The organism is Marinactinospora endophytica (assembly GCF_054780875.1).
On sequence record NZ_BAAGVM010000010.1, the window covers coordinates 191579 to 207420 of the forward strand.

Genomic DNA, 15842 nt, shown 5'->3' on the forward strand with positions numbered 1-15842 from the left:
CCGGACCCCTCGACGGCCCGGAACCGGTTCCATACTGCCGGGAACCGACCGTGTTGAGTAGACAGCGCTCTCCCTCCGCCGCGCGGCGTGTCGCCTTCCGCTTCGGCTACAGAAGACTGAGCTGTCCGCCCGGATCCGACCGTCTTCTCCGTAGGTGCCGCCATTTGGGCAGGTCATCAAGGTAGGACCAGGACATCCGGTGGTGCGGGGTGGGCCCGTGTTCGGCCAGCGTCGCCCGATGGACCGGCGAAGGGTACCCCGCGGCCGTGGCGAAGCCGTAACCCGGGAAGTCGGCGTCCAACCCGGCCATCATGGTGTCGCGGTACACCTTGGCCAGGACCGACGCCGCGGAGACCGACACACAGGTCAGGTCCGCCCCGACCTGGGTCCGCACGGCCCAGGGGCGTCCGAGGTAGTCGTGCTTGCCGTCGAGGATGACGGCGTCGGGCCGCAGGGTCAGCCCCTCCAACGCGCGCGCGGCGGCCCGGCGCAGCGCCTCGGTCATGCCGACCTCGTCGATCTCCTCGGGGGTCGCCTGCCCGAAGGCGTGGTCACGCACCCAGGGCCGGACGAGGTCGGCCATGGCGATCCGCCGTTTGGGCGACAGCCGCTTGGAGTCGGTCAGCCCCTCGGGCGGCGGGGAGCCGTCGGTCACGGCGGCACAGACGACAACGGGGCCGGCCCAGGCGCCACGGCCCACTTCGTCGACTCCGGCGATGAGGGTGGCACCGCCTTCGGCGAGTTCCCGTTCGAGCTCGTAGGTGGGCGGGGGGATGGGGGACTTCACGGGCACCCGGCCAAGCTTAGACGCCACGCCCCCTCCCCGTCACCGCCGCCGTGGGCGGCGCCGTCACGATGGCCGCGCTCCTACCGGGACGGCCCGAAACCCATTGCGGTCCGATAAAAGCGCCCGAACACGGGGCGCGACTCCCCTATCCTGATCATCGAGCCGTGCCGTGTCACGGCCCGCCCAAGGCGGCTGTCGGCCCACCGGACCGCCGGCCGTCCGCGTCAACCGAAGAGCCGTTAGGGGCCGCCCGCCATGTCCGCCGCCACTCCCGTACCCGGTGGCATCCCGCCGCAGGGGAACACCTCGCAGGACGGGGAGGACTCGGTCGCGAAGTTGATCGAGATCGCCCACCCGCCGACGTTCGGGGAACGGCTGGTGTCGTGGGCGTCGCGCCCTCCGGGACGGCTCTACCTTCCCGCCTGCGTGTTCACCGGTCTGATCCTGCTCTACGAGGACAGCATGCCCGGGGGGCACCTGCCCAGCTTCCTGATCGGCATGGGCGCGGGCGCGTTGCTGGCCGCCATGGGAGCCCTGCGCCTGGGCATCGCGCTGTCGCTGGCCCGTCCGATGATCCGCCGCTACTGGCTGCGCTGGCTCACCGCGCCGGTCATCGCACTCGCCACCATCGTCCTGTCCGTCTCCGACGTCCCGCTGAAGGCCCGGCTGGACGCCTCCACCCAGGACCTCCTGCACCTGCGCGCCACGCTCGACCGCTCCACCACGATCCCCCTGAACGGCGAGTGGGCGGGGCTCTACCCGCTCCAGGCGGCCACGGTGACCGACGGCGTCACCCGTTTCACCGTCGAGGGGGCGGGTCTGCTCGACGGTTCGGGCCTGGCCTACAGTTCCGAGCCCTTGGAGACCGACCAGTTCCTCCCCGGCCACGGAGGCGTCGTCTACGAGCACATCTCGGGCCCCTGGTACTCCTGGAGCGACTACTGATCCGCGAACCCGTGGCGCCGCTCACGCGGCCGCGGGGTCTTCCCCTCGCAAATTCGACGTGCTTCCCGAGCTCATCGGGGTAGACCGGACCGGGGACCAACCACGGAGGATCATCCTCCGTGTCTCCGAGCGAGGAACAAGATGAACGAGTTCATGACGACCCTGCACCTGCGCATCCACGACGCGGTCGAGTCACTGCGCCGCGCGCGGCAACGGGGTGATGAGGACCTGGTCCTCTCCCAGGCGGGTGAGATCGAGGACCTCATCGAGATCGCGGCCCGGCACGGCGTCGACATCGACGGCGGTTACCGGGCCCTCACCCACGCGGCCTGAACCCGCCAGGCCGCCGTGCCGCTGTCCCGGCAGGAGCGGCGCGGCGACAACGCGCGGGGGAGGGGAGCCCGGAAAGGCTCCCCTCCCCCGCGTTCGCGTCCCTAGGGGATCATCGCCCCTCGCGCGGGCGCTGGTCGCGCCCGTCGCCGGCGGCGCGCCACTCCTGGGCCTCCTGGCGGAGGCTGTCGGCGAGCAGGCCCGCCGCCCCCTCGGGGAGAGGACCGCTGGACACCGCAGCGCGGCCGTGACCACGCTCGCCCAGCCTCGGCAGCATCTGGGCGAGGAGCAGCGTCGACAGCGCGGAGGAGTCCCCGCTGCCCTGCTCGGCCCGCACCACGAGCGGCTGCGGGGCCCGTTCGGCGAGCTTGGCTCCGACGTCCAGGCGGCGCCGGGCCAGCTCGTACTGGAGCACGGCCCGGTTGTCCCGGTAGGAGGTGGCCAGGCGGCGCTGCGCCTTCGCCTCGTTCTGAGCGGCGACGAGGTCGGCGCGTCCCCGCGTCTCGATCTCGTAGCGGACGCGCTGCGCCTCGGTCTCCTGCTCCTCCAGCATCTGGGCGACGTCCTTGCGCGCCTTGTTCAGCGCCGCGTTGACCTCGACGATCTTGGCGTCCCGGGTCTTCTTCGACCGTTCGATGTCCATCAGCAGCGTGTCGATGCGCCGCTTGCGGGTCAGCTCCCACTCCTGCTCGTAGGCGACCAGTTCCTTGGCCACCCGCTCGCGGGTGGCGAGGTGCTGCTGGTACTGGTTGGGGAGCTGAACGTCGGGGATGTTGCACCCCATGATGCGCACCCCGTAGCGGCTGAGCTGCCGGTTGAGCAGGTCCTGCATGTCCGCCACGTCGGAGCCGCGCAGATCGTAGGCGCCCTCGGTGTTGACCTGACGGCTGCGCTGACGGATCGCGTCTTGGACCGCGTTGGCCAGGACCAGGTCGAAGTTGCTCGCGCCGATCGTGCGGACGAAGGCCACCGCGTCGATGATGCGGAACTTCAGGAAGAACTCGATCGACTTCAACGGCACGTTCTCGCGCGTGGGGCAGGCCAGAACGGGCGCGGTGTAGGGGATCTCGGTGGAGGTGTCCACGACGAAGTCCACGCGCGACCAGGGGTGCCACAGGTAGTGGCGACCCGGTTCGAGCACGCCCACCACCGCGCCGAACTTCGTCAGCACGCCGGTGGTGCCCTGCTCGATCTCCACGATCGCCGAACGCCACCACCACAGAACCGCCAGCAGGACCGCGACCAGCCCGAGGACGAACGCCGGGAGGGCCGTCCAGGTGAGCAGGAACGGTTGCGCGGCGAGGACCACGACGGCGTAGCCGAGCAGGTACAGGCCGATCCAGACGGGCACGAGCCACTTCATTCCCCGCCCGTCGCGGGGGATGACCACGGGGACCAGGGTTCCCTGGTCGCCGCCGCGCAGCAGCCGCGCGATGTCGTTCCAGCCGGCCAGGCTCTCCTTGATGCTGGAGGCGGCGCGGCCGGGCACTGCGCTCTCGCTCATCTAACGCTCCCCTTCCCGGTTGGGCCCGTCCGGGCCGGGATCGGCGGCCGGCGGGTGCGGCCGCGCCGCCTCCTGCGCGTCGGCCAGGCGTTCGTCGATGGCCTGTTCCGACACCGAACGACGGATCTCCTCGACCCGGTCGGCCCCGGGCACCTCCTCTGTCGGCTGGGGCGCCTCGACGGTGGCCCCCTCGTCCTCCAGGAGCTCGGCGATCTCGGCCTCGCGCGCGGCGATGCGTTCGGAGATCAGTTCCAGGCGGGTCCGGATGGCGGCCATGTCCTCCTCGGAGAACAGACGGGCGTCGGCACCGCCGATGACCTGCCGGGCGATCTCCAGGAAGTCGACGCCCGCGGAGTCCCCCGGGCCGATCTGGACGACCTGCGGCAGGCTGTCGGCCACCGCCTCCAGCTTGTCCAGGAGGTCCTGCTGGAAGCGGTAGTCGAGGATCTCGGGCGCCTCGGCCGCGCTGACCGCGCGGATGTCCAGGGCCTGGGCCTCCAGGAGGGCGGCGTTGGCGTTGGCGGTGCTCTCCGCCTCGACGAAACGCTGCCGGGCCAGCGAGCGGGCGCGGTTGGTCTCACGCTCCAGCGCGGTGTCCATCTGCGCCTGGTACTGGGCGATGTCGGCCTGGATGGCCGAGAGCGTCTCGTTCAGGGACGCGAGCTCCTTGTTGAGGTCACCCTCGTTCTGTTCCTTGCGGAGCTGGAGCTCGTACTCGTAGGTGTAGGCCTCCTTGGCGACGCGGATCATCTCCGGGGCGGCCAGGTCCATGCGGTACTCCTGGCTGGAGGGCTCGGCGTGGGTGATGTTGGCGTTGGTGAGGCGGACCGCCGGCAGGAACTGCTCGTTGAGCTGGTCCAGCAGGCGGGCCGTGGTCTCGCCCACCAGGTCGTAGATCTCCGATGCCTGCTGGTCGTAGATGAGGCTGCGGGTGGTCTCGCTGATGGCGTTGTTCAACTTGTCCTGGAAGCCCTGCACGGCGCCCAGGACGAAGATGAACTGTTCGGGGTCCTCGATCCGGAACTGGAGAAAGAGGTCCACCGACGCCTTGACGCCGCTCTTGGTCGGCGCCTCACGGATCGGCGCGTTGAACGGGTACTCGCGCGTGGTGTTGACGATGTAGGAGACCCGCTTCCACGGATTGAGCAGGGTCACGCGCCCGGGTCCCACGACCTGTTCCAGCTTGCCGAACTTGGTGATCAGCGCCTGGCAGCCGTCGGGCACCATGACCATGCCCTGACGCCACCACAAGAACGCGGCGATGGCCAGCGTGATGATCCAGAAGTGCGGTCCGAAGAGGGCGAGCGTCACGCCCGGCAGCACCGCGGTCAGCACCGTGCCCACTAGACCCACGGCCGCCAGCAGGATCGCCGGCAGCATCGCGGTCAGCCGGCGTCCCCGGGGGATGACCATCGGGCTGATGACGTGGACCGGACCGTCGGTTCCTCGTTCGAACCTGCTGCGGTTGAGTACCTCGCCGGCGTTGTCGAGGGAGGTGGTCTGTTGTTCGATCAGGGTGCCGACGGAGGCCGCCTGGTCGCGAGCGGCGAGGAAGTCCCCCGGGTCCAACCCGAAGCCCTCCGTCGCCTTTCCGACCGCGCCGGCCACCGCCTCCCTGAGATCTCCACCTCCGGCGACCGCGCCTGCGGCCCCGCGCACCGTCTGCGCGAAGGACATGGGCATCGACTCCTCACGGATGTTCAAGGGATATGGGATCCGACGTGGTGAGGACGCCCTCGGTTCCATCGTCGGCGAAGTCGCGACATCCTCCTCCACCGCCCTCGGGCACGTCAACGGCCGGGCGACGGGATTCAGGCGAGGAAGTCCAGGTCGGTGCCGACGCCGGCCTCCACAGCGGAGCGGTAGGCCAGCCAGGACAGGGTGAGGTCCTGCCAGGGCGGGCCGAACGGGACGTAGGCGGTGACGGCGTCCGCGCTCGTACGCGCCGCGACCGTGCCGGTGAGCACGTCGCGCAGCGTTCCCGCGACGCGCGGGGCGTCGCCCCCGAAGCCGTCGGCGAGTTCCGTGTCGTCCACGATCGCCCGGGCGCCCCGCGGCAGACCGGTGAGGATTTCCCCACCGTCCACGGCGCCCACCCCGAGGAGCGCGTAGTGGACCCCCGGCCGCTCGCCCACCCGTCCCAGCAGGGAGACGGACGTGTCCGCCGCGACGGCGATGACCTCGGCCTTAGCGCCGACCTCCTCCGCTGTGGCGACACTCCTGGCCTGGATCCCCAGCGCCTCCTGGCAGCGCCGGGCGAAGTCGACGGCGCGCTCCCCGTCCCGGTCGGCCACGACCACCCCGGCGAGCGGGCGCAGGGCGGCCAGGCCACGGGTGAGGACCTCGGCCCGCGCGCCACAGCCGAGGACACCGAGCACGTCGGCGTCGGAGCGGGCCAGCGCGTGCGCGCCGAGCGCCGCCGACAGCCCGGTGCGCCAGTCGGCGAGCGCTCCGGCGTCCAGCAGGGCCAGGGGCTCTCCCGTGTCGAGGTCGTGGAGGCACACCACGCCGCGTGACACCGCGCCGGATCCCCGGTGCCCCGTCTCGTCTCGGACCGTGTAGGCGGGGATCCCCGGCAGCAGGCCGGGGAACAGCACGCTGGCGCTCGCGGGGCCCGGCAGGTCGGTGCGCACCCGTTGGGCGCCGATCCGCGCGGGAGAGGCCGTGAAACCATGCCACAGACGGTCCAGGCAGGCGTGCGCGTCGAAGAGGCGGAGCAGATCGCTACGGCCGAGACAGCGTGTCACCCGCTCATTGTCCCAACCCCACCCGGCGCGGACACGCATCCCACGCGGGCACCCGTCTCGGCGGGCCGGCCCTCTCATGGCCGCGGGAAGGGGTTACGGTCGTCTACGGGCCGTCCAGCACGCCGTCCCCGACCGCGGACCGTGTCCGGGTGCCCGCTCCGATGGGCCCGGGCCCTGTCCCGCGGCCCGTCTCCAGCGACCAGGAGGACATCATGACCGATCTCCCCAGCCCGATCCTCACCTCGGCGGGATTGATCGGCGGTTACGCCGTCGCCCGCTCGACCGGCAACCGGCCGTTGGGCGGCGCGGTGCTGGCCGCGTGCGGGGTGGCCGCCTTCCGGCGTTGGCGGCACCGGGCCGGCTCGGGTAGGGCCGCCGCGCTGTCCGGGGTCTACGTGGCGGCCTTCGGCGTGTCACATCCGCTGGCCAAGCGGCTGGGGGCGTGGCCATCGGTGCTGACCGTGACCGCGGCGACCGCGATCGCCGGTTACGCGCTGGGCGAGCGCCGCGCCACCGACTGAGGCGGGCCGTTCAGCCCCGCGTGATGTAGGCCTCCAGATGGTCGCGGTGGACCTCGAGCTGGCTGATCCGGCTCTTGAGGACGTCGCCGACGCTGACGACCCCGGCCAGGCGCTCCCCTGAGACGACGGGGATGTGGCGGATGCGTCGCCGGGTCATCACGAGGGCCAGGGAGTCGACACTGTCATGCGGGGCGCAGACGGTCACGGGGGAGGTCATGATGTCGCGGACCCTGGCCGCGAGAAGGCCCCATCCCTGCTCGGCCAGGCGGCGCACGATATCGCGCTCGGAGGCGACCCCGACCACGCGGCCGTCCCGATCGACCACGACGGCGGCTCCGATGTCATGCCGGGCGAGGCCGGTCAACAGGTGCGCGATGGTCGTGTCGGGGCGGACGGTCACCACGGCCGGGCCTTTGGCCCTCAGGATCGCGGCGATCAACACAGCGGCCACCTTTCGCTCGGTGACGGAGAGTTACCCTTGCCGAACGAACGCCAATCGTGTACCGCCCCTGCCGGACGTCCAGGCGGGCTCCCTCAGGCAAGACGAAACGTTCCGTCTCGCACTGGCTACCCTGTCCTCATGACGACGCGCAGATCCCCCGACAGCGCCCGGCGGAGCGAACGCTCCCGCCAGGCCATCCTCACCGCCGCCCGCGAGCTGGTCGGCGAGACCGGCTACCGCAAGGTCACGATCGAGGCCATCGCCGCCCGCGCCGGGGTGGGCAAGCAGACGATCTACCGCTGGTGGCCCTCCAAGGGCGCGGTGATCCTCGACTCCATCCTGGCCATGAGCGAGGACGAGAAGGGCGAGATCTCCCTCCCCGACACCGGCGACATCGAAGCCGACCTCAGACTCGTCATACGCGCGACCGTGGCGGAGTTCGCCGACCCCGCCTTCGAAGCCCCGATCCGCGCCCTCAACAGCGAGATCATCGACGATCCCGAACTGGCCGCCACCTACCGCGAGAGGATGGCCGATCCCATGAACGAGGCGGTGCGCAGGCGCCTGCGCACCGCCCGGGCCACCGGGCAGCTCGCCGAGGACGCCGACCTCGACCTGATGCTGGAGATCCTCTACGCCCCGTTGTACCAACGGTGGCTGCTGCGCTCGGGACCGCTGACCCCCGACTACGCCGACGCCCTGGTCGATGCCGCCCTACGGGCGTTTCGCCCCTAGGCTCCCGGGACCGTCGCCCCCGACGAAGGAGACGGGGTGCCCGTTCACCGCGCCCGTCCCGGCGCCAGGTGGTCACATGGGGAGGCGGGCGGACGTGGCGCCGCCCACCACCACGGCGTCTTCGGGGAGCCGCCGCCACCCGGCCCCGCCCCGGGGGGCCGCCCTCGACGACCTCCCCCTCGCCCACCCGGCCCGGCCGTTTCCTCCACCGCGCTCCCGAGGGCACCGGGACAACCCGTGAGGGGGACCCGGAACGGATCCGGATCCCCCTCACCTTCAGACGTCCGCGGTCCCGGTCACCCGACCGGAGGCCGGGTCAGCCGCGCCCCGACCGAAGTCAGCTGCAACCGCTGGTCGAACCGCAGCCCTCGCAGACGTAGCAGCTGCCCGACGGGCGCATCTTGGTGCCGCAGGTGACGCACAGCGGCGCGTCCGCGGTGAAGCCCTGCTTCAGTTCGAGAAGCTCCGTGGTGGTCCGGGCCGCGCGCGACGGCTCGGCCGAGGCGCCCCGGTCGGCCTCCTCGGTCCTGACCTCCTCGCCCGCGACCGGGGCCGACTGGGCGTAGGACTCCACCTGGGCCGCGACCTGCGCCGGGTCCTCACCGGCGAGCTGGGCGGCGCGCTCCTCCGCCGACAGCACGCCAAGGGCGGCGCGCTGGTCGTAGGACAGGTAGTCCAGCGCCAGGCGGCGGAAGATGTAGTCGACGACCGACTGCGCCATGCGGATGTCGGGGTCGTCGGTCATGCCCGCCGGGTCGAAGCGCATGTTGGTGAACTTCTCGACGTAGGTCTCCAGCGGGACGCCGTACTGCAACGCGATGGAGATCGCGATCGAGAAGGCGTCCATGACGCCGGCCAGGGTCGACCCCTGCTTGCCGAGCTTCATGAAGACCTCGCCGAGGCCGTCGTCGGGGTAGGAGCCCGCGGTGATGTAGCCCTCGGCGCCGCCGACGGTGAAGGAGATGGTCTGGCTCGGGCGCTTCTTCGGCAGACGCCGGCGGACCGGGCGGTTGACCTCGATGACCTTCGGCTCCGGCTCGGCCTTCGGCTCGTCGGCGGACTTGGCCTCCCCCTTGCCCGTGGACAGCGGCTGGCCGACCTTGCAGTTGTCCCGGTAGACCGCGAGGGCCTTCAGGCCGAGCTTCCACCCCTGGAAGTAGATGTGCTCGAAGTCCTCGACCGTCGCCTCCTCGGGGACGTTGACGGTCTTGGAGATGGCGCCGGACAGGAACGGCTGGACCGCGGCCATCATCTCGACATGGCCCATGGGCTTGATGTAGCGCTTGCCCATGGCGCAGTCGAACACCTCGTAGTGTTCGGGGCGCAGGCCCGGGGCGTCCACGACGTGGCCGTTCTCCGAGATGTACTCGACGATGGCCTCGATCTGCTCCTGCTGGTAGCCGAGCTTCTTCAGGGCGCGCGGGATCGCCTGGTTGACGATCTGCATGGACCCGCCGCCGACCAGCTTCTTGTACTTGACCAGCGAGAAGTCCGGCTCGATACCGGTGGTGTCGCAGTCCATCATGAAGCCGATGGTGCCGGTGGGGGCGAGCAGGCTGGCCTGGGCGTTGCGCCAGCCGTTCTTCTCGCCGGTCTTGAGGCACTCCTCCCACGCCTTGGTCGCCGCCGACGCGATGTCGCGGTCCATCTCGTGCAGCGTGCGCAGGTCGTCGTTGGCTGCGGCGTGCTTGCGCATGACCCGCTTGTGCGCCTCGGCGTTCTTGGCGTAACCGTCGTAGGGGCCGACGATGCCGGCGAGCTCCGCGCTGCGCTTGTAGGCGGTGCCCGTCATGAGCGAGGTGATGGCGGCGGCGAGCGCGCGGCCCCCCTCGGAGTCGTAGGCGTGGCCGGTCGCCATCAGCAGGGCGCCGAGGTTGGCGTAGCCGATCCCCAGCTGACGGAACGCGCGCGTCGTCTCGCCGATCTTCTCGGTCGGGAAGTCGGCGAAGGTGATCGAGATGTCCATCGCGGTGATGATCAGCTCGGTCAGCTTGACGAACCGGTCGATGTCGAAGCGGTCGTCATCGCGCAGGAACTTCAGCAGGTTGATGGAGGCGAGGTTGCAGGAGGAGTTGTCCAGGTGGACGTACTCCGAGCAGGGGTTGCTGGCGGTGATCCGGCCGCTCTCAGGGGCGGTGTGCCAGTCGTTGATCGTGTCGTCGTACTGGATACCGGGGTCGGCGCACTCCCAGGCCGCCTTGGCCATCTTGTGGAAGAGATCCTTGGCGTCCACCGTGTCGATGACCTCGCCGGTGGTCCGCGAGACCAGCCCGAAGTCCGACCCGGTCTCGACCGCCCGCATGAAGGCGTCGGAGACGCGCACCGAGTTGTTGGCGTTCTGGTACTGGACGCTCACGATGTCGGCGCCGCCGAGGTCGACGTCGAACCCGGCGTCGCGCAGCGCGCGGATCTTGTGCTCCTCGCGCGCCTTGGTCTCGATGAACTCGGCGATGTCGGGGTGGTCCACGTCGAGGACGACCATCTTGGCGGCACGCCGGGTGGCGCCACCCGACTTGATGGTGCCGGCCGAGGCGTCGGCGCCGCGCATGAACGAGACGGGCCCCGAGGCGGTACCGCCGGAGGACAGCAGCTCCTTGCTGGAGCGGATCCGCGACAGGTTGACACCCGCGCCGGAGCCGCCCTTGAAGATGATCCCCTCTTCCTTGTACCAGTCGAGGATGGACTCCATTGTGTCGTCCACCGAGAGGATGAAGCAGGCCGAGACCTGCTGCTTGGAGTTGGTGCCGACGTTGAACCACACTGGGGAGTTGAAGCTGAACAGCTGGTTGACCAGCGCGTACTTCAGCTCGTGGTCGAAGATCTCGGCGTCCTCGTCCGAGGCGAAGTAGCCGTTCTCCTTGCCGGTCTTGGTGTACATCCCGGCGACGCGGTCGACCAGCTGCTTGAGGCTCCACTCACGCTCGGGGGTGCCCACGGCCCCGCGGAAGTACTTGCTCGCAACGATCTGGGTGGCGTTCATCGACCAGGAGGCCGGGAACTCCACACCCCGCTGCTCGAAGTTGACCGAGCCGTCGCGCCAGTTGGTCATGACGACGTCACGGCGCTCCCACTCGATCTCGTCGTAGGGGTGTACGCCGGCTGTGGTGAAGATGCGCTGGATCTTCAGGCCCTTACGCTGCCCCTTGCCCTTGCGTGTTGCTGAGCCACTGGTGGTCTCCGTCATTTCGCTCCCCCTGTCTCGCCCATACCCAATTCACGCCATCGCATGGTGAACCGCCACAAACGCAGCGGTTGTGATGTGAAACGTCTGATCTGGTGCTCCGCGCGCGAGGTCAGGGCGCGCGTGTCGGCGGCACCACGCCGTACTGCTTAAGACGAGGATCGATCGGCTCGCAGGCCGGCGATCTCGTTCTCGAAGTCCTCCAGGCACTCGAAGCTCCGGTAGACCGAAGCGAAGCGGAGGTAGGCGACCTCGTCCAGGTCGCGCAACGGCCCGAGGATCGCAAGCCCGATCTCGTGCGCGGGAACCTCCGCGATGCCACGCCCCCGGATCGCCTCCTCGACCTTCTGGCCGAGCAGGGCCAGCGCGTCTTCGTCGACCGGGCGGCCCTGACAGGCCCGTCGCACGCCGGCGATGATCTTGCTGCGGGAGAAGGGCTCGGTGACACCAGACCGCTTGGCGACCATGAGGAGCACGGTCTCCTGGGTGGTGAACCGGCGCTCGCACTCCGGGCACGAACGGCGACGGCGGATGGCCGCCCCGTCGTCGGTGGACCGACTGTCGATCACCCGGGTGTCAGGATGGCGGCAGAACGGGCAGTGCATGCCGGCACGCCTCCTTCCAGAACCGCATCAGTTGAGTCTCCCAGCACAGGCCGGGCGAGCCCGTACCACAGCATGGCGGGCAGCCCTGCGACATCGCCGTCCGTCCGTCCCAAGCCGGGGCCCGGAAACGAACAGGTACCTACTTAAGCACAACTTGTGGGCACCTCGAACCAGACGGGCACTACATATTGTGGCAACCTATGATCGGAACGGGAGAGATCGCAAGAGTCGACACGCCTTCGGGGAGCCGATCCCCAGGTCGCCCCGGACAAGTTCGTCCCCGCCCCCGGCGTGTCACGCGCGCCCGCGCCACCACGACCACCACAAGGACCCCGGACACGACAACGCGGACCGGGTGAAGGGGCGCGTCGGACACGCCCCCTCCGGTCCGCGGAGAGTACTTTCAAAGAACCCGGACACCCCGTCAGGGCGCGTCCGGAACCAGGAGCTCCTGACCGGGTTCGAGCGCGGAGTTGGCCAACCCGTTGAGTTCGACGAGCTCATGGACCGTCCGACGCGGGTCGTCCCCGGGACGGACGCGTTCCGCGATCTCCCACAGCGTATCGCCCTCTTCGACGATGACCGTCGGGGTCGCGGTGGGCAGCAGCGCGTCGGTGGAGGCGCCCGCGGTGGAGGCCCCCAGCGCCACGGTGGTCAACACCGCCATGGAGAACCCGCCGGCCGCGACCGCGGCCAGGGCCGAGAGGATGACCACACGTCCACGTCGGGTGAGCCGGGCGCCATGCCTGCCCGGTGGGCAGGCGTCGAGTTCGGGAAGGTCTGCGAGCGCCAGGGGGGGCACGGCGGCTACGCCGTCACCGCTCTCAGTCCTCACGGATTCTCCTCGCCATTCAGGGATCTCCACGGATCGGTCGTCGGCACCGGAACGGGACGGCCGCCGACCGGGGCGGGCCGGCGCACGACGGAGGCGCCGACCGGACACCGGTCACTGGGAAGCCACGGCACGGGATCGGACATCGCCCTCTCCATCGAGCGCCCGCCCCTTAGAACTGACGTTCGACTAATACCGCATCTCGGCGTTTTTTTCAGCACCATCTCGAACGTTTGTTTGATATCGCCTTGCCCAGGCACTAATGTTGGACATGTTTCACTGCGGTATACCGACGTCATCGCCCACACGAGACCCCTTCGATATGCCGCCGTTACACGGACACCGACGACTCCGCTGACAGCCCACACCGAGAACCCCGACCGCCGAGGAGGCCGGACGTGCCGGAGGAGAACCGCGGAACGCAGGAACTGCACGCGGACGACGAGGCCGTCGGCGTGCTCCGGTCCGCCGCCACCGATTCCGACGTCCCGGACGCCGCAACGCCGAAGCCAGCCCCGAAGCTGACCGATCGCCAACAGAGCGTCCTCAACGTCATCCACCGTTACGTGCGGCAACGCGGTTACCCCCCGTCCATCCGAGAGATCGGTGACGCGGTGGGCTTGTCGAGCCCCTCCAGTGTCGCGCACCAGCTGAAGGTGTTGCAACGCAAGGGGTATCTTCACCGTGACCAGAATCGCCCAAGAGCGGTCGAAATTCGCATTCCGGGACAGCCTCCCGTGCGCTCCTGGGACGAGGACGACACCGGCCAGGGTTCGGGCGAGGGCCGAGCCGCCAACGTCCCGGTCGTCGGCCGCATCGCCGCGGGCGGCCCGATCCTCGCCGAAGAGGCGGTCGAGGACGTGCTGACCCTCCCGCGCCAGATCGTCGGCGAAGGCCGCCTGTTCATGCTCACCGTGGTCGGCGACTCCATGATCGACGCGGCCATCACCGACGGTGACCTGGTCGTCGTCCGACAGCAGCCCGACGCCAACAACGGCGACATCGTCGCGGCGCTCATCGGCGACGAGGCCACCGTCAAGACGTTCAAGCGCGACGGGGAGCATGTCTGGCTCGTCCCCCGCAACGACGCCTACGAGCCCATCAGCGGTGACGAGGCCACCATCCTCGGCAAGGTCGTCGCCGTCCTGCGCAAGGTGTAACGACTTCGCCTCGGTTCGGTACGGACCCGTGATCGGCTCCACCCCGGAGCCGCGCCCTGGGACCGGCCCCGCCTCGGGCTCCCCTACCGTAGGGGCATGCGCCTGTTTCCCCGCCCCCTCCAGGTCTGCGGCACCCTCCTCACCGGAGGGGCGCTCCTGCTGTCGAGCGCCTGCGCGACGGCCGAGCGCGACGACGAAGGGGGCGTGGAGCGGCTCGACGTCGCCGCCGACGAGTACGAGGTGGAGTTCCGCAGCGGCCCCGACACCCTGTACGGGACGTTCGCGCTGCCACAGGACGCCGGCGAACCGGTACCCGCGGCGCTGATCGTGTCCGGAAGCGGACCGACCGACCGGAACGGCAACAGTCCGTACCGCTCCCAGGCCGACACCAACCACAATCTCGCGGCGATCCTGGCCGACGCCGGAATCGCCTCCCTGCGTTACGACAAGTACGGTTCCGGTTCGACCGGAACGGCGTCACGCGACCCGGAGGAGCCCGTCGGCTACGACCTGTTCGAGGACGAGATGACGGCCGCCTACGCGGAGCTCGCCTCCCGACCCGAGGTGGACCCGGACCGATTGGTCGTGATCGGCCACAGCGAGGGATCGATCTTCGCGCTGCGCGCCCCGAACGTGATCGACGAGCACCCGCCACGGGCACTGGTGCTCGCCGCCCCGGTAGGGGAACGTTACCTCTCCCTTCTCGACCGGCAGCTCACCGAACAGGTCCGAACCGCCGAAAGCGGCGGGGCGCTCGACGCGGCCGAGGCGACCGCAGTGCTGTCCGACACCCGTTATGCCATCGCCCGGCTCCGTTCCGGCGGCGAGCTCCCCGAGGACCTCTCTCCCCAGCTCGACGCGCTGTTCTCACCGACGAACGAGACCTTCCTCCGCGAGATCGACGCGATGGACCCGGTCGACCTCGCCCGTGAGCTGCCCGCCGACGTCTCGACGCTCGTTCTGTGGGGGACCGCCGACTCCCAGGTCGACGGGGCGGAGGTGGACCGGCTCATGACCGGCCTGGACGACGCCGAACGGGTGGACCTGCCCGACGCCGACCATGTGTTCCGGTTGTACGACGGCTCCCCTGGCGCGCCCGTCCTCGACGAGGAGCGTCCTGTGTCCCCCGAGCTCGCCCCCGCCCTCACCTCGTTCCTCGACCGAGCCCTGTAGGGCGCCGACGCGCGCGGGGCGCCCTCCGCGAGGGAGGGCGCCCCGCGTTCGGGCGAGGAGGGCCGCCGACTAGTACCCGCCGTTGCGGATCGCCTCGGCCGCGTCGCGCGCGATGCTCACCGCGCCGTCGACCGCCTCCTCCTCGGGGATGGACTCGGTGTAGGCGTAGTCGGTGGCGGCGTCGTAGCAGGTCGAGAAGAAGATGTTCGACATCCGGACTCCCACGCAGCCGAGTTCCTCCGCGCCGTCGTACCAGGACAGGGCCTCGTCCCCGAGCCCCTCGACCGGTGTCGTGGAGTAGCCCGCGGTCTGCGTCTCCAGGTCGGTGACGGTCTCCTCCTGACCCGTCGTACCCGGCCGGTCCTGGTTACGCATGACGATCATGTAGGCGAAAGCGGGGGTGCCCGAGGAGGTGGTCGGGGTGATCCAGCTGCACTCGTATCCGTCCCACCAGTCCTGACCCCCGGTGTCGATCGGCTCCTGCCGGTCGGCCTGGTAATCGGGAACGAGCAGGGACAGCGAAGCCCCCTCCGCGACCGAGCAACTCGGGGTCGCGGCGTACCCCTCGTCCTCCTCACCGGAGAGGAGGAACACCGCGCTGACGACGCCCAGGACGAGGACGACCGCGATCACCGCGGCGATGATCGAGGCGACCAGGCAACCGTTGTTCTTCTTCGGTACGGTGGTGTAGGGGTTGGGGCCGTAGGGCCCGTTGGGGGGCGGCGGACCATAGGCACCCGGATGTCCTCCCGGCGGAGGGCCGTACGGCCCTCCCGGAGGCGGACCGGCGGGACCACCCGGTCCTCCCGGAGGCGGACCGGCGGGACCGCCCGGCCCTCCCGGAGGCGGGCCATAGGAGCCCGAGGGGTAGGACGGACCG

General features: G+C 70.2%; 15 protein-coding genes. 6 read left to right on the forward strand and 9 right to left on the reverse strand.

The genetic code is table 11. The features are described 5' to 3' along the window. Nucleotides 1-106: 106 nt before the first annotated feature. Nucleotides 107-793: a ribonuclease HII gene (gene rnhB, locus ACYVHU_RS19120; protein WP_078762975.1), complete on the reverse strand. Its 687-nt coding sequence runs from the start codon at nt 791-793 to the stop codon at nt 107-109. A 249-nt stretch (nt 794-1042) separates the two neighbouring features. Here rnhB and ACYVHU_RS19125 point away from each other — a divergent pair, with 249 nt between their 5' ends. Together ACYVHU_RS19125 and ACYVHU_RS19130 are read left to right on the forward strand one after the other, a co-directional pair. Then, the gene (locus ACYVHU_RS19125) at nt 1043-1732 is read left to right on the forward strand and encodes a hypothetical protein (RefSeq protein ID WP_235001085.1); all 690 of its coding nucleotides are present in this window, start codon (nt 1043-1045) and stop codon (nt 1730-1732) included. 141 nt (nt 1733-1873) lie between these two features. Then, nucleotides 1874-2065: a hypothetical protein gene (locus ACYVHU_RS19130; protein WP_078762976.1), complete on the forward strand. Its 192-nt coding sequence runs from the start codon at nt 1874-1876 to the stop codon at nt 2063-2065. 109 nt (nt 2066-2174) lie between these two features. Here the strand turns inward: ACYVHU_RS19130 and ACYVHU_RS19135 are convergent, their stop codons facing one another. The 3 genes from ACYVHU_RS19135 to ACYVHU_RS19145 form a co-directional block, all read right to left on the reverse strand. After that, complete coding sequence (locus ACYVHU_RS19135) at nt 2175-3566, reverse strand: SPFH domain-containing protein (protein ID WP_078762977.1); 1392 nt, start codon at nt 3564-3566, stop codon at nt 2175-2177. Next, nucleotides 3567-5243 (reverse strand): SPFH domain-containing protein, encoded by a 1677-nt coding sequence (locus ACYVHU_RS19140; RefSeq protein WP_078762978.1) that lies wholly within the window; start codon nt 5241-5243, stop codon nt 3567-3569. Nucleotides 5244-5377: 134 nt separating this feature from the next. Further along, the gene (locus ACYVHU_RS19145) at nt 5378-6313 is read right to left on the reverse strand and encodes a hypothetical protein (RefSeq protein ID WP_078763064.1); all 936 of its coding nucleotides are present in this window, start codon (nt 6311-6313) and stop codon (nt 5378-5380) included. 212 nt (nt 6314-6525) lie between these two features. Here ACYVHU_RS19145 and ACYVHU_RS19150 point away from each other — a divergent pair, with 212 nt between their 5' ends. Continuing rightward, entirely contained in the window at nt 6526-6834 is a 309-nt protein-coding gene (locus tag ACYVHU_RS19150; RefSeq protein WP_078762979.1) for a hypothetical protein, read from the forward strand. Nucleotides 6835-6844: 10 nt separating this feature from the next. Here ACYVHU_RS19150 and ACYVHU_RS19155 read toward each other — a convergent pair whose 3' ends face one another. Continuing rightward, nucleotides 6845-7276 (reverse strand): CBS domain-containing protein, encoded by a 432-nt coding sequence (locus tag ACYVHU_RS19155; protein WP_078762980.1) that lies wholly within the window; start codon nt 7274-7276, stop codon nt 6845-6847. A gap of 138 nt (nt 7277-7414) precedes the next feature. Between ACYVHU_RS19155 and ACYVHU_RS19160 the strand changes: the two genes are divergently transcribed. Then, complete coding sequence (locus ACYVHU_RS19160; protein WP_498949159.1) at nt 7415-8011, forward strand: TetR/AcrR family transcriptional regulator; 597 nt, start codon at nt 7415-7417, stop codon at nt 8009-8011. Between the two features lie 337 nt (nt 8012-8348). Here the strand turns inward: ACYVHU_RS19160 and ACYVHU_RS19165 are convergent, their stop codons facing one another. The 3 genes from ACYVHU_RS19165 to ACYVHU_RS19175 form a co-directional block, all read right to left on the reverse strand. Continuing rightward, nucleotides 8349-11195 carry a vitamin B12-dependent ribonucleotide reductase gene (locus ACYVHU_RS19165; protein WP_498949160.1) on the reverse strand — a complete coding sequence of 949 codons (2847 nt, stop codon included), beginning with the start codon at nt 11193-11195 and terminating at the stop codon, nt 8349-8351. 146 nt (nt 11196-11341) lie between these two features. Continuing rightward, on the reverse strand, nt 11342-11797 hold the full coding sequence (gene nrdR, locus ACYVHU_RS19170) for a transcriptional regulator NrdR (protein WP_078762983.1): 456 nt from the start codon (nt 11795-11797) through the stop codon (nt 11342-11344). A 424-nt stretch (nt 11798-12221) separates the two neighbouring features. Continuing rightward, on the reverse strand, nt 12222-12632 hold the full coding sequence (locus ACYVHU_RS19175; protein ID WP_235001086.1) for a LysM peptidoglycan-binding domain-containing protein: 411 nt from the start codon (nt 12630-12632) through the stop codon (nt 12222-12224). A 452-nt stretch (nt 12633-13084) separates the two neighbouring features. Here ACYVHU_RS19175 and lexA point away from each other — a divergent pair, with 452 nt between their 5' ends. Continuing rightward, entirely contained in the window at nt 13085-13789 is a 705-nt protein-coding gene (gene lexA / locus ACYVHU_RS19180; protein ID WP_498949177.1) for a transcriptional repressor LexA, read from the forward strand. 96 nt (nt 13790-13885) lie between these two features. Beyond that, complete coding sequence (locus tag ACYVHU_RS19185) at nt 13886-14962, forward strand: alpha/beta hydrolase family protein (RefSeq protein ID WP_078762986.1); 1077 nt, start codon at nt 13886-13888, stop codon at nt 14960-14962. A 69-nt stretch (nt 14963-15031) separates the two neighbouring features. Here the strand turns inward: ACYVHU_RS19185 and ACYVHU_RS19190 are convergent, their stop codons facing one another. Further along, nucleotides 15032-15595 carry a hypothetical protein gene (locus tag ACYVHU_RS19190; protein WP_078762987.1) on the reverse strand — a complete coding sequence of 188 codons (564 nt, stop codon included), beginning with the start codon at nt 15593-15595 and terminating at the stop codon, nt 15032-15034. Nucleotides 15596-15842 lie beyond the last annotated feature (247 nt).

Excerpts from the sequence above, each read along its gene's own strand:
- ACYVHU_RS19125 (WP_235001085.1), top strand. The coding sequence starts at position 1,043 with ATGTCCGCCGCCACTCCCGTACCCGGTGGCATCCCGCCGCAGGGGAAC.
- ACYVHU_RS19130 (WP_078762976.1), top strand. The coding sequence starts at position 1,874 with ATGAACGAGTTCATGACGACCCTGCACCTGCGCATCCACGACGCGGTC.
- ACYVHU_RS19135 (WP_078762977.1), bottom strand. The coding sequence starts at position 3,566 with ATGAGCGAGAGCGCAGTGCCCGGCCGCGCCGCCTCCAGCATCAAGGAG.
- ACYVHU_RS19140 (WP_078762978.1), bottom strand. The coding sequence starts at position 5,243 with ATGTCCTTCGCGCAGACGGTGCGCGGGGCCGCAGGCGCGGTCGCCGGA.
- ACYVHU_RS19150 (WP_078762979.1), top strand. The coding sequence starts at position 6,526 with ATGACCGATCTCCCCAGCCCGATCCTCACCTCGGCGGGATTGATCGGC.
- ACYVHU_RS19160 (WP_498949159.1), top strand. The coding sequence starts at position 7,415 with ATGACGACGCGCAGATCCCCCGACAGCGCCCGGCGGAGCGAACGCTCC.
- ACYVHU_RS19165 (WP_498949160.1), bottom strand. The coding sequence starts at position 11,195 with ATGACGGAGACCACCAGTGGCTCAGCAACACGCAAGGGCAAGGGGCAG.
- nrdR (WP_078762983.1), bottom strand. The coding sequence starts at position 11,797 with ATGCACTGCCCGTTCTGCCGCCATCCTGACACCCGGGTGATCGACAGT.
- ACYVHU_RS19185 (WP_078762986.1), top strand. The coding sequence starts at position 13,886 with ATGCGCCTGTTTCCCCGCCCCCTCCAGGTCTGCGGCACCCTCCTCACC.